The organism is Pseudomonas sp. URMO17WK12:I9 (assembly GCF_900230165.1).
GTDB classification, from domain to species: domain Bacteria; phylum Pseudomonadota; class Gammaproteobacteria; order Pseudomonadales; family Pseudomonadaceae; genus Aquipseudomonas; species Aquipseudomonas fulva.
The window spans coordinates 637,693-650,123 of the sequence record NZ_OCMQ01000001.1 but is presented as its reverse complement, the minus strand read 5'-3'; the positions used below and the strand labels follow the sequence as shown (position 1 = coordinate 650,123).

Here is a 12,431-nt window from a genome sequence, read left to right as displayed (position 1 = left end):
GGCCCCATCCTGGGGCCCAGCGCTTGACAGGCATCCATGCCTGTCACCTCCCTCCGCAAGCCCTGCGCTCGGCCTCCTGAAGTCGCGATCTGCGGCGCCTGAACTACCGCGCGCTTAGAAGCAAGAGCAAGAGCAAGAGCAACTGCAACTGCAACTGCAACTGCAACTGCAACTGCAACTGCAATGATTATAGATCGAGAAGTCTACCAGAATAGGTAGCAGTAGACATCTTCACCGACTATAAAAGAACTAGCTTGCTCAACCACCTCTTACACTGCGTGCTTTGGGCCCCAGAATGTTCAGACAACGCCCAGGATCACCCCGCAGGCCGCGCCGGCACCTGCAATACCACCCTCAACCCATCACTTCGGCTATCGAATTTCAGGCTACCCGCACAGCGCTGCACAATTGCCTGAACGATGGCCAAGCCAAGTCCGCATCCGCTGCTCTGGCCATGACGCCAGAAACGCTCGGTCAGGTGCCCGAGGTCTGCCTCGGCAATGCCTGGCCCGTGATCGCGCACCATGAACCCCACCTGCCCCTCCACGGCCTGTACCTCCAGCTCCACCGCATCGTCACCGCCATGGCGCAAGGCGTTGTCCAGCAGGTTGCGCAGCGCCGCCACCGCGAGCGGTGCGGGCATGCTCAGGTAGACCTGGGCCGCCTCGGGCGGCAAGTTCAGGACGATCCTGCGGTTGTCACCACCCCCGGCGTCCTGCACCGCCTGACGCGCGACTTGCTCGGCACTGCACTGCACACCGTCGTCGAACGACAAGCTACCCTCCACCCGTGCCAGCATGAGCAATTGCTCCAGGGTCCGGTGCATGCGATCGGCGCCCTGTTCGGCATGCTCGAGCGCTTGTTCGCGCACCGTGCCCTCGGTCATGCGAGCAACCTGCAGGTGGGTCTTGATGGCTGTCAGCGGGCTGCGCAGCTCATGGGCGGCATCGTCGGTCAGGCGCCGCTCGCGCTCGATGGTCTGGGCGATGCGCACGAACAGCTGGTTCTGGGTCTCCAGCAACGGCTGGAGCTCACTGGGCATGCCGGCCACCTGCAACGGCTCGACACTGTCTGGGCGCCTGCGCCGCAGGGCATCGCGCATGCGATTGAGCGGCTCCAGGCCTTTGCCCAGCCCGACCCAGAGCAAGCCCAGGCTGCCCAGCAAGGCCATCAGCACCGGCGCCGAGGCAGCGAGCAGGATGGACTGGTTCAGGGCTTCGCGCTCCATGTGCCGGTCGGCTGTGGTGATGCGTACATCGCCATGGTTGTAGGTGAAGGTGCGCCATGAGGCATCGTCGATGGTCTGGTCGCGAAAACCACTGCGCCCGTCATCCATGACGCCATCGTGCTTGTGGTTGCTGGCCAGGATTTCCCCACGCAGCGAGCTGACCTGGCAGGCCATGCCGTCCGGTACGCTCAACTGGTCAGCCGCATAGTGAGTACCTTCGCCCTTGACGCTGAGCGGCTGGGGCAGCTGGTCGATCAGGCCGGCAACCATGCGTGCAGATGCCACCAGGCGCTGGTCGAGGGAGAACATCATCTGCTGGCGCAGGTCGCGCAACATCCAGGCGGCGGCCAGCGCCCAGATGATCACGAAGGCACTGCCCAGGATAAGGCTCAGGCGCACACGCAGGCTCATGATGGCGTCTCGGTGGGTGCATTGGCTGGGCCCAGGCGATAGCCTAGCCCGCGCACGGTCTCGACGATGCCATTGCCCAGCTTGCGGCGCAGGTGATGGATATGCACGTTCAGCGCATTGCTTTCCACTTCGTCGTTGAACCCGTACACGCAGTCCTTTAATTGCTCGCTGGACAGCACGCGCCCGGCGTTCTGCAACAGGGCCTGGAGCAAGGCTTGCTCACGACGAGACAGGTCCACGGGTTTGCCGGCAAGCGTAGCCTCGCAGCTGCTGGGGTCGTAACGCAGCGGGCCATGCTCGATCACGTTCACCGCACGGCCGGCGACTCGGCGCAGCAGGGTGTGCAGGCGCGCGGCCAGCTCGCGCAGGTCGAACGGCTTGAGCAGATAGTCGTCGGCCCCGGCCTGCAGGCCGTCGACCCGATCAGTGACCGCATCACGGGCGGTGAGCACCAGCACTGGCAACGTCTCACCTTGCTGACGCAGGCGGCGCAGCAGCTTCAGGCCGTCCTCGTCGGGCAGGCCAAGGTCGAGGATCATCACGTCGAACTGCGCAGCCTGGAGCATGGCCCGGGCGGCGGCGGCATTGCCCACCCGGTCGACGGTCAAGCCCTGTGCGGCAAGGCCTGCACAGATGCCAGCAGCGATGAGGTCGTCGTCCTCGCAAAGCAGAACGTGCATGGGTGGGGCTCCCGCAATGGTGTGGCCGACATTGCAGCGTGAATGGATTAAGGGGGAATTATGGACGCAGGCACAGGGTTTGGGGAGAAGGATTGGGCGGCGAAACGTGCGGATTGTCTGACAGTCAACGAGCGGTCTTGCCGGAGCGCCGGACCATGCGGTGCTTAACTTTGGGGGTCAACTGTCATGCACCACATCTGGAGTCTATCGGCTTCCCGTGTGGGAGCGGCCCTTGTGCCGCGATGGGCCGCGCAGCGGCCCCGGCACTATCAGCTGCGAAGCTGAAACCTCAAAACAGCGCCCCCCCCTGACTGATCCAGCCAGGCCCTTTTATAGAGATCGCTATCTTCCAGATACAGCGCAGCACCACGTGCCCCGCCCTGCTCAACGCCCTAAAACGCCCAGCGCCTCGGGCGTATCCACATCCATCAACACCCCCGCATCCGACACTTCGATCACCGTGCACGAGGCGCGGTTGGCATGCACCACCGCTCTGGCGCCTTCGTCACCGGTCAGCCCCAACAGCGCCGGCCAGAACGCGCGCCCGAAGATCACCGGATGCCCCTGCTGCCCAGCATGACGCGGCAGCACGATGGTCGAAGCCTGGGCGATCTCGGCCAGGTGCCTGAGGGTCGCGGCCTCTATCCAGGGCATGTCCCCCAGCAAGATAGCCACCGCTTGCGCATCGCTGTCAGCCAGGGCGGCAACGCCTGCTGCCAGGCTGTGCCCCATGCCCGAAGCTGCCTGGGCACTGACGACCCAGCCACAGGCGGTGCCCAGGTCGAAGTCCTCGCGGCCCTCGTCCTCGCGTAACACGACGCGCACATCCTCGAACACCGCCTCGGCCCGTTGTACACATTGGGCCAACAGGCTGCGCCCGTCGGGCAGCAGGGCCCGGCGCTTGTCGGCACCGAAGCGCCTGCTGCGCCCAGCGGCCAGGACCAGCGCCGCCACCTTCACAAGGCGGCCCGGTCAAGCCCGTTGCGCACCCGCAGTACATCTGCCAACACCGCCAATGCGATCTCGGCCGGCGTCTTGCTGCCCAGGTTGAGGCCGATGGGCGCATGGATGCGATCCAGCGCATCGGTATCCAGGCCGCCGATGCGGTGCAGCCGCTCGCGGCGTTTATCGGAGGTGGCGCGCGAACCCATCACGCCGATATAGAACGCCTCGGTACGCACGGCCTCGAGCATGGCCAGATCGTCGATCTTGGGATCGTGGGTGAGCGCCACCACGGCGGTGTCGGCATGACAACCGCCATTGAAGATGAATTCCGAGGGCAGCTCGCGGCGTACCTCGATACCGTCGATCTGCACCCCTTCGAGCACCTCCTCACGTGGCTCGCACAGGACCACTTCGAACCCCATGGCCTTGGCGAATTCGGCGCAGTACTGGGCAACACTGGAATACCCCGCCAGCAGCAGCCGCTGGGCGGCACCCACGCGCAGATGCACGCAGTCACCGTCGCGGTGCACGCGCGGCCCTTGACCGGCTGCGTCTGTCAGACCCTGGATGCCGCTGGGCACCTTGACCTGGCGCAGTACCCGCCGCTGACCCTGCAACGCGCTTTCCAGCTGGCGCAGGTGGTCTTGCACCTCGCACGTGGACGGCAGGCGTTCCACCAGCACGTCCAGCACGCCGCCACAGGGCAAGCTGACCCGCGAGCGCGGGTCGCTGCCATCGCCGTAGCGCACGATGGCCGCCGGTTGCACGAACTCGCCCAGGGCCACGCGTTCAAGAAAATCGTCTTCGACGCAACCGCCGGACAACGACCCCAGCCACTGGCCCTTGTCGTTGACTGCCAGCAACGAGCCCGGCGCGCGGGGCGCCGAGCCGTAAGTGGCGAGCACGGTGCACAACCACACCGCTTGACCTGTGCTAGACCACTGCAACGCCTGGCGAATCACCTGTAGATCGAGATGCTGCACGCTTTACTCCGCTTTCAGCTCGGCCAGCTGTTGTTCACTGAAATCACCGGGCAGCCCGCCCCATGCCTGACGCAGGTAGTTGACCATGTCGGTCACCTGGCGTTCATCGAGCTTATCAGCGAACCCTGGCATCGGCTGCATGCGCTCAAAGCCGGTGAACTGCTGCTCGCGGATCCCGTCGAGTATCACCTTGGCCAGGTTGCGCGAATCGGCCTGGCGCAGCACCGTATTGCCTTGCATCGCCACGGCGATGTGCGGCTTGCCCTGGCCCTCCACGCCGTGGCAACCGGCGCATACGTTCAGGTATTGCTGGCGACCGCGCTGGGCACTTTCGCTCATCTGCGTCAGCGGCACGGGCGCGATCGCCTTGGCCACCGGCGGGTTGTCGCCGAGCAGGTAAGTGGCCATGGCGGCAAGGTCGGCGTCTTCCAGGTGCTGAGTGCTCAGGTGCACCACCGGAAACATTTCGTTGAACATACTGCCCTGGGCGCTGATCCCGTGCTTGAGGAACGCGGTCAGATCCGGTTGCGACCAGCCGCGCTCGGCCAGGTCGGTGGCCAGCAGGCTCGGGGCCAGGTATCCGTTGAGCAGCCCACCGCTCAGACGCAGGTCCTGCTGCAAGGCGCCGACCGCGTTGCGCGGGGTGTGGCACTCGCCGCAGTGCCCCATGACCTCGACCAGGTACTGGCCACGCTGCCAGGCAGGGCTGCTGCCTTCGACAGGCTGGGCCTGCACGCTCTTGCCGTACAGCATGTTCCAGCCGCTCAGGCCAAGGCGCACGTTGAACGGAAAACGCAGGGCCGTCTGGGGTGCCGGGCGATGGACCGGGGCGATGGTCTTGAGGTAGGCGAAGATCGCATCCGAGTCTTCACGCCGCATCAGGTGATACGAGGTATAGGGCATGGCCGGATACAGGTTGGCGCCGTCCTTGCGCTTGCCTTGGGTGACGGCCGCGAAGAACTCGTCGGCGTTGTAGTTGCCGATGCCGTACTGCTTGTCGGGTGTGATGTTGGTGCCGTAGATGGTGCCAAACGGCGAATGGATCGGCAGGCCACCGGCGAACGGCGCTCCGCCCTCGGCCGTGTGGCACGCCATGCAGTCGGCAGCACGGGCCAGGTACTGGCCGCGCTTGATCTGGCCGTCATCACTGGCCAGCGCCGAGCACGTTGCGGCAAGGCCAAACGCTAGCGCCAGGGCGCTACGGAAAAAGCCCATGCTCAACCCTCCTTTACCAGGCCGAGGTCATCGAGCACCGTGCGCGTGGCCTGGTAGTAGCGCACATAGCCGGTGCAACGGCAGATGTGGTGACCAAGGCTGGCTTCGATACGTGCTTGCACCTCGCTCTTTTTCAGCGGCTGGCGCTGTGCGGTTTCCACCAGGACTGTGGCGGCGTTGACGAAGCCTGGTGCGCAGTAGCTGCACTGGAACGCGAACAGGTCGACGAACTTCTGTTGGATCGGGTTCAACGTAAGGTTGCCAGCCTCGTCCTGCTGGGCGTGGCCTTCGATGGTACGGACCTTCTTGCCTTCGAAGTAATGGGCGCCGGTGATGCAGGTGCGCACTTCTTCGCTGGTGCCGTCGGGGTTGTCGACGATCACCACGCAGGCGTGGCAGATGCCCTGCCCGCAGCCAAGGCGCGAGCCGGTGAGGTTCTGGTGCTCGTGCAGGTAGTCGATCATCGCCAGGTCGTCAGGGACCTGGACCGGGCCGACCGGTTGACCGTTGAGGGTCAGTTGCAGTGGACGGTTAGCCATTGAGGGCCTCCTGGATACGGGCTGGGGTAATGGGAAGATCGCGTACGCGCTTGCCGATGGCATGGGCCACGGCATTGCCGATGGCACCGACGATCGGGATCATCACCACCTCGGCGATGCCTTTGGACGGGTCGGTGGGTGAAAGCGGCGGAAGAATCTCGCTGCTTTGCGTCCATACCGCCACATCACGCGCGTGCGGCAGGCGGTACCGGTTGAAGTTCCAGTCGCCCTCCCCCGGCCCGCCTTCGTACAACGGCATTTCCTCGGTCAGTGCATGGCCAATGCCCATGGCGATGCCGCCTTCGAGCTGGCCCTTGACCAGTTCAGGCACCAGCACGCGGCCGCATTCGACCCAGCTGTGGTGATCGAGGACCTGCACCTGGTGCGTGCCCTTGTTCACCTTCACCTCCACCAGGGTGGCGACCGGGCTGTAATAGGTGACCATGGCGTTGTTCAACTGTGTATCGGGGTAGGCAGGGTTCTGACGGTCGAGCAGGTGGTAGCCGCTGCTGGTCATCTGCGCCTTCTTGGCATTGGCGGCGCCGTCGCCGTACTTCACGGCCAACGCGTCGAGCGGGAAACGCTCGCGCACGCCGTCGATGACGAAGTCGGACTCAGCCCAGCTCCAGCGGTTGAAACCGTGGACGCTCACGCCTGTCACCAGGCCCATGGCATGGGCCTTCTCGGCCAGTTGCGCAAAGGGAATGGGCGCCAGGCCGTTGCCGGTCAGCTCACCGTTGACCCACACTGCGTTTTCCCGACGCACCACCAGCGGGTTGGCCTGGCCGCCGTGCGGGCCCTGGGTCCAGATGGCCATGGCAGCAGGCCATAGGCCGTGATTGAACAACGCGCGAGCCGCCTCGCGTGTGGCATGGCTGAAATAGAACGCCGAGTTGGTCGCCGACGAGGGTGAGGCCAGCTTGCCGACCCAGCGCGGGTTGCGCAGGGCGGCGTCCTGTTCGGCCTGGCTGATCAGGTACGGGTTGCCGCTGGTGGACAGTTGCAGCTCGGGCCACTCGGTGACGGCAGTGAGCACTTCGTCGGCCGAACGGCCCAGGAAATCGCTGACCACCAGTGCCTGGGAGGTGGACATGCCGGTGCCAAGCTCGGTGCCGATGTGGCGCAGGCTGATGCGCCCGTCGCGGCTGAACTCGATGCTGGCCATGGGTGCTTCGGCGCCGGTGCCGAAGTCTTTCTGGCAGATGGCAAAGCCAGTGCCGTACCAATGATCCGGGTCGCTGGCCTCGCGCCGTTGCTTGCGTGCATCACGGTTACGCCAGCCTTCGTGCTGAGCCGCCTTGTCGAGGATCTCGTGCAGGCGCAATGCACCGGCTGGCACCGCGCCCTGGGTATTCTTCATGCCCGACTTCAGGGCATTGTTGCGCCGCAGGTCAATGGCATCGACGCCCAGGCGGCCGGCCACTTCGTCCACCATCATCTCGGTGGCGGCCATGCTTTGCAGGGTGCCGTAACCGCGCATGGAGCCGGCTTCCACTGCCCGCGAATGATAGGCAGTGACTGCCAGATCGTTCTGCGGCATGTAGTAGATCGACTGGGCAGCGGTAGCGCCTACGGCTGCAACGGAGGGGCTGTAGTTAATGCGACCACCGCCGTCACAGCTCATGTCGGCACGGAAGATCTTGAAGCTGTTGTCCTTCTTGTCCACCGCCAACTGGTAACGGATGTCGAAGGCGTGGCGCTTGATGCCGCTCTGGAATTGCTCGTAGCGGTCGTTGGCCAGGCGCACCGGCACGCCCTCGCCATACAGCGCTGCCACGGCAGCGTAGAAGACGAAAATGTTGTTGTCCTTGGAGCCGTAGCCAACGGTGTAGCCTGGGTGCATGTTCAAGTGCTTGAGGCCAAAGCGTGACGGCTTGATCATGTGCACGCATTCCTGCGCGGCCTCGAACGGGCACTGGGTCGCCACGACGAAATGCAGGGTGCCGCTGGCCACGTCGAACCAACCGTTGCCGTTGTCTGGCTCCAAGGCCGCCGGCTCGATGGAGGGGGTCTTGAAGCGCTCGTCGAAGACCAGCCAGTGCTCGGGCGGGTTGGCCAGCTGTTCGGCCATGCGGTTGGCGTAGAACAGGCCCTGCTCGGTGAGGTCGCCATGTTGGTTGGGCGACTTGGACCACACCGGCTTGCGGTTGAGGATGGTGGGAAACAGCGGCGAATCCTTCAGGCTGGAGAATTCGTCTTCGTCGAACGGGGTGGCGCCGCCCACCCGCACGAAGCGGAAACTGCCGTAGGGGTCACGCTGGTACAACGGCGCCTGGGCGCCGTAGCGAATCACCTGGTCGTTGAATTGCAGCAGGCGCTTGGCCTGACGAAAGCGCTCGAAGTCGTGCCAGATCAGCAGCGCCACCGGATGGCCGATGAACATCGGGACCTTGCCAGGGGGCAAGAGCGGGTCTGGCGAGTGCGCCTCGGGCCAGGCGATGCCGTCGCGCTCCAGGTCGGCAGCGGTGACGATGCGGTCCGGTTGCAACTCGGCACCCAGCACACTGAGGTCGTGGCCTTCATAGAGGCGGTCGGCCTTGGTGGCCTTGAGCAACAGAGCGTGGCCTTGCTGCGCAGGCCAGCCGGGCATGTCCTTGGCACGAATGTCACGGGCGAAGACCTTGTTGCCACAGACTTTCGACAACGCGTCGTTACGAAAGCGCGCCTTGCCGTCATGGTTCATCCATTTGAGCGGCGAGGCGGTAACCCGGTCCTCCATCAACGCGGCGAACGCCTGGCTGCCAAGCGGCGCCAGGGTCACGCCGACGCCAGCGATCAGGCCGCCTTGCAGAAAGGCGCGCCGGGAAATATCACGGTTGGACATGCTTGATCCTCTGGGCAGCAGGGGGTGCTGCCCATGTGTTCTTAATTCTTGTGCAGGGGTCGAGGGGGTCGAAACCCTGTCGTGCAGGCCAGGAAAAACTGACTTGATTGTCAACTTTACCGCATTGACGCCATCACAAGCAAAGTCAAGCTGACATTGTGTCGCGGTATTTCGTCGAACCCTGAGGTCAGCCGACTTACTTCAACCCTATTCCCGCGTTAACAGTGGGTTAATCGATCCTCGCCAGCATGGCCCCATTCAACGATCTGCCAAGGCAAACTCATGCGCGTTTTTCTGCTGTTATTGATGGTGCTGCTGGCTGGCCCAGCGCAGGCCAACCCATTCGCCACCAAGCCTGACTTTCTACCCGTCGAACAGGCTTTCGTGCTAACCCACGACCGTCAGGCCGACGGCTCTACCCGCCTGTATTTTCAGATTCAGCCGGGCTATTACCTGTACCAGAAACGCCTGAAGTTCGACGGGCTGCCCACGGGCCAGCATCCGCCCTTGCCTGCGGGCATCAATCACCACGATGAGTTTTTCGGCGACAGCACCGTCTACCGCGAACAGCTTGAGTTGACGGTGCCCCCCGGCGCCCAGGGGCAGTTGCGTCTTGGCTGGCAAGGCTGCGCCGATGCGGGCCTGTGCTACCCCCCGCAGACGACGCTGGTCGACCTGGGGGGCGAAGCCTCGGTCGCCACCCTGGAAGCTGAGCAGGCCAGCGATCAGGCGTTGGCCAGCGGCCTGCAGCAGGGCAACCTGGCCTGGGGCCTGCTGGCCTTCTTCGGCCTGGGCCTGCTGCTGGCCTTTACGCCCTGTTCGTTGCCGATGCTGCCGATTCTCGCCGGGCTGGTGCTGGGCAATGGTGCCAGTGCACGGCGTGGCTGGATGCTGGCTGGCACCTACGTGCTGAGCATGGCCCTGGTGTATGCCGCCTTGGGTGTGGTGGCTGCGCTACTGGGCGCCAGCTTGCAGGCCTGGCTGCAACAACCCTGGTTACTGGGCAGCCTGGCCGCTTTGTTCGTGTTGTTGGCCCTGCCCATGTTCGGTGCCTTCGAACTGCAATTGCCCGCTGCCCTGCGCGACCGCCTGGACCGCGCCGGCCAGGGCACGCGCGGTGGCAACCTGTATGGTGCTGCGCTGCTGGGCGTGTTGTCCGGGCTGCTGCTGGGGCCCTGCATGACCGCGCCGCTGGCCGGGGCGCTGTTGTACATCGCCCAGAGCGGCGACGTGCTTCAAGGGGCGCTGGTGCTGTTCAGCCTGGGGCTGGGCATGGGGGTACCGCTGCTGCTGATCGTGACCCTGGGCAACCGCTTCCTGCCACGCCCTGGCGCCTGGATGAACCTGGTCAAAGGCATCTTCGGCTTCGTGTTCCTGGCCATGGCGCTGTACACGGTGCGCAGCCTGCTCCCGGCCAGCTTGCTGTTGGCCTTGAGCGGGGCCTGGCTGATCGCACTGGGCTGGACCGCCTGGCCTGCGCTACAGCGTCTTCCGGCGCTGCGCATTGCACCGTTGCTGGCAGCCATGTGGGGCGGCTTGCTGCTGGTCGGCGCCGCTGCCGGCGGCGATGACCTGTGGCAACCGCTGCGCCCATTCACGGGTGGGACGGTGGCCGCCACCGACTCGCCTGCCCACGACGCCTTCGTCACCGTGAGTACGCCCGAGGCACTGCAACGGGAGCTGGACGCGGCCAAAGGCCGCAACCAGTGGGTACTGCTCGATTACTACGCCGACTGGTGCGTGGCCTGCAAGGTTATGGAAAAGCAGGTGTTCAGCCGCAGCGACGTCCAGGCCGAACTGGCCGGCGTGCACCTGCTGCGCCTGGACGTCACCACCGATACGCCCGCCAGCAAGGCGCTGTTGCAGCATTACCAGGTGCCTGGCCCACCTACCCTGATCTGGCTCGGCCCAGAAGGCCAGGAGCGCCGGGCAAGGCGCATCACCGGAGAAGTGGATGCCGCCACCTTCGTGCAACAGTGGGCCCTCACCCGGAGCCAGGGCTGATGCTGACCGTGACCCTGGGGCCACTGACCATGGCCCTGAACCATCTGGTGCTGCTGTGTGCCCTGGGCATTGCCAGCGTGGTCGGCTGGTGGGTGGCACGGCGTGGCGGCGAGAGCCCCGAGTCCGCGCTGTTCAATCTGTTCCTAATCGGCCTGTTGTGCGCGCGGATCGGATTTGTCGCGGCCTACTGGTCGATGTACCGGGGCGATCTGCTCCAGATCATCGATATCCGCGACGGCGGTTTCCTGCTCTGGCCAGGGCTTGTGGGCATTAGCCTGGCCGCTGTGTGGCAAGGCTGGCGTCGCCCTGGCCTGCGCCGGCCATTGAGCTGGGCGCTGTTCAGCGGCGCCTTGTTCTGGGGGTTGGCCAGCTTGGGTAGCCACCTGTACAGCAAGGGGACCGAATTGCCTGCCATCACCCTGCGCGATGCCGCAGGCGAGTCGGTGGCGTTGCAGCGCTACCGGGGTAAGCCGCTGGTGATCAACATCTGGGCGACCTGGTGCCCGCCCTGCCGCCGGGAAATGCCTGTACTGCAACAAGCGCAAGGCGAGTACCCCCATGTGACGTTCCTGTTCGTCAACCAAGGCGAGACACCTGAAAACGTCAGCACTTTCCTGGCCACCACCGGCTTGAGCCTGACCCACGTGCTGTTCGACGGCACTGGCCTGCTGGCCCAGCGCGTCGGCTCCATGGCCCTGCCTACCACCCTGTTCTACGACGAGGGCGGCCGCCTGCTTGGCAGCCATCTGGGCGAGCTGTCGCGCGCCAGCCTGCGTCACGCCCTGGAATCCTACCAACGGGCCGCCACGCCCGAACCTGCCGCACAAGGACATTGACCATGCGATTGCCTGCACTCTTCCCGCTCACCGCTTGCTTGCTTGCCAGCCCCGCCCTGTATGCCGAAGACCTGCCCAAGGCGGTCCAGCAGTTGCAAAGCAAGGGCGCCGTGATCAAGGGCAGCTTCGATGCGCCCGACGGCCTGCGCGGCTATGCCGCCGAGTACCAGAACAACCCCCTGGCCCTGTACCTGACTCCTGACGGCAAGCACGTGCTGGTGGGCAACCTGTTCGACGAGCAGGGCCAGGACCTGAGCGCCGCCCCGCTGGAGAAGCTGGTCTACGGCCCCATGACCCAGGCGTTCTGGCAAAAGATGGAGAAGTCCGCCTGGATCGCCGACGGCAAGGCCGATGCACCGCGCAAGATCTACCTGTTCAGCGACCCCAACTGCCCGTATTGCAACATGTTCTGGGAACAGGCCCGCCCCTGGGTGGAATCGGGCAAGGTGCAGCTGCGCCACATCATGGTGGGTATCATCCGTGAAGACAGCCCAGGCAAGTCGGCAGCCCTGCTCGCCGCCAAGGACCCTGCCAAGGCCCTGCAGCAGCACGAGAAAGCCGGCAAGGCCAGCACCCTCAAGGCCTTGGACAAGATGCCAGCCGAGGTGCAGCAAAAGCTCGCCGCCAACATGGCCCTGATGCAGGAGATGGGCCTGCAGGCCACCCCTGCGATTTTCTACCAGGACAGTGAAGGCAAGGTGCACAGCCAGCAAGGGGCGCCGCGGCCTGAGATGTTGGGGACGATTTTGGGTAAGCGGTGAATAAC

The 12,431-nt window shown here is 64.9% G+C and carries 10 protein-coding genes; 3 read left to right on the top strand and 7 right to left on the bottom strand.

From position 1 onward, the window contains the following. Positions 1-316: 316 nt before the first annotated feature. The 7 genes from CRP40_RS02955 to CRP40_RS02925 form a co-directional block, all read right to left on the bottom strand. Positions 317-1,639 (bottom strand): ATP-binding protein, encoded by a 1,323-nt coding sequence (locus tag CRP40_RS02955; RefSeq protein WP_027916041.1) that lies wholly within the window; start codon positions 1,637-1,639, stop codon positions 317-319. Then, positions 1,636-2,319 (bottom strand): response regulator transcription factor, encoded by a 684-nt coding sequence (locus CRP40_RS02950; RefSeq protein ID WP_027916040.1) that lies wholly within the window; start codon positions 2,317-2,319, stop codon positions 1,636-1,638. The genes CRP40_RS02955 and CRP40_RS02950 overlap by 4 nt, the downstream gene beginning before the upstream one ends. Positions 2,320-2,703: 384 nt before the next feature. After that, a complete protein-coding gene (locus tag CRP40_RS02945; protein WP_027916039.1) occupies positions 2,704-3,279 on the bottom strand; it encodes a nucleotidyltransferase family protein in 576 nt (191 codons plus the stop codon). Next, positions 3,276-4,247 carry an XdhC family protein gene (locus CRP40_RS02940; protein ID WP_027916038.1) on the bottom strand — a complete coding sequence of 324 codons (972 nt, stop codon included), beginning with the start codon at positions 4,245-4,247 and terminating at the stop codon, positions 3,276-3,278. Before CRP40_RS02940 ends, CRP40_RS02945 begins: the two co-directional genes overlap by 4 nt. Positions 4,248-4,250: 3 nt before the next feature. After that, positions 4,251-5,462 carry a cytochrome c gene (locus CRP40_RS02935; RefSeq protein ID WP_033695153.1) on the bottom strand — a complete coding sequence of 404 codons (1,212 nt, stop codon included), beginning with the start codon at positions 5,460-5,462 and terminating at the stop codon, positions 4,251-4,253. Positions 5,463-5,464: 2 nt separating this feature from the next. After that, the gene (locus tag CRP40_RS02930; RefSeq protein ID WP_023535868.1) at positions 5,465-6,001 is read right to left on the bottom strand and encodes a (2Fe-2S)-binding protein; all 537 of its coding nucleotides are present in this window, start codon (positions 5,999-6,001) and stop codon (positions 5,465-5,467) included. Next, on the bottom strand, positions 5,994-8,825 hold the full coding sequence (locus CRP40_RS02925) for a xanthine dehydrogenase family protein molybdopterin-binding subunit (RefSeq protein WP_027916036.1): 2,832 nt from the start codon (positions 8,823-8,825) through the stop codon (positions 5,994-5,996). Before CRP40_RS02925 ends, CRP40_RS02930 begins: the two co-directional genes overlap by 8 nt. Before the next feature lie 282 nt (positions 8,826-9,107). Here CRP40_RS02925 and dsbD point away from each other — a divergent pair, with 282 nt between their 5' ends. The 3 genes from dsbD to dsbG are packed head-to-tail and all read left to right on the top strand — an operon-like array spanning position 9,108 to position 12,426. Continuing rightward, entirely contained in the window at positions 9,108-10,829 is a 1,722-nt protein-coding gene (gene dsbD / locus CRP40_RS02920; protein WP_027916035.1) for a protein-disulfide reductase DsbD, read from the top strand. After that, on the top strand, positions 10,829-11,665 hold the full coding sequence (locus CRP40_RS02915; RefSeq protein WP_027916034.1) for a TlpA disulfide reductase family protein: 837 nt from the start codon (positions 10,829-10,831) through the stop codon (positions 11,663-11,665). The genes dsbD and CRP40_RS02915 overlap by 1 nt, the downstream gene beginning before the upstream one ends. Positions 11,666-11,667: 2 nt before the next feature. Then, entirely contained in the window at positions 11,668-12,426 is a 759-nt protein-coding gene (dsbG, locus tag CRP40_RS02910) for a thiol:disulfide interchange protein DsbG (protein WP_027916033.1), read from the top strand. The last annotated feature ends 5 nt before the right edge of the window (positions 12,427-12,431 follow it).

Excerpts from the sequence above, each read along its gene's own strand:
- CRP40_RS02955 (WP_027916041.1), bottom strand. The coding sequence starts at position 1,639 with ATGAGCCTGCGTGTGCGCCTGAGCCTTATCCTGGGCAGTGCCTTCGTG.
- CRP40_RS02950 (WP_027916040.1), bottom strand. The coding sequence starts at position 2,319 with ATGCACGTTCTGCTTTGCGAGGACGACGACCTCATCGCTGCTGGCATC.
- CRP40_RS02935 (WP_033695153.1), bottom strand. The coding sequence starts at position 5,462 with ATGGGCTTTTTCCGTAGCGCCCTGGCGCTAGCGTTTGGCCTTGCCGCA.
- CRP40_RS02930 (WP_023535868.1), bottom strand. The coding sequence starts at position 6,001 with ATGGCTAACCGTCCACTGCAACTGACCCTCAACGGTCAACCGGTCGGC.
- CRP40_RS02925 (WP_027916036.1), bottom strand. The coding sequence starts at position 8,825 with ATGTCCAACCGTGATATTTCCCGGCGCGCCTTTCTGCAAGGCGGCCTG.
- dsbD (WP_027916035.1), top strand. The coding sequence starts at position 9,108 with ATGCGCGTTTTTCTGCTGTTATTGATGGTGCTGCTGGCTGGCCCAGCG.
- CRP40_RS02915 (WP_027916034.1), top strand. The coding sequence starts at position 10,829 with ATGCTGACCGTGACCCTGGGGCCACTGACCATGGCCCTGAACCATCTG.
- dsbG (WP_027916033.1), top strand. The coding sequence starts at position 11,668 with ATGCGATTGCCTGCACTCTTCCCGCTCACCGCTTGCTTGCTTGCCAGC.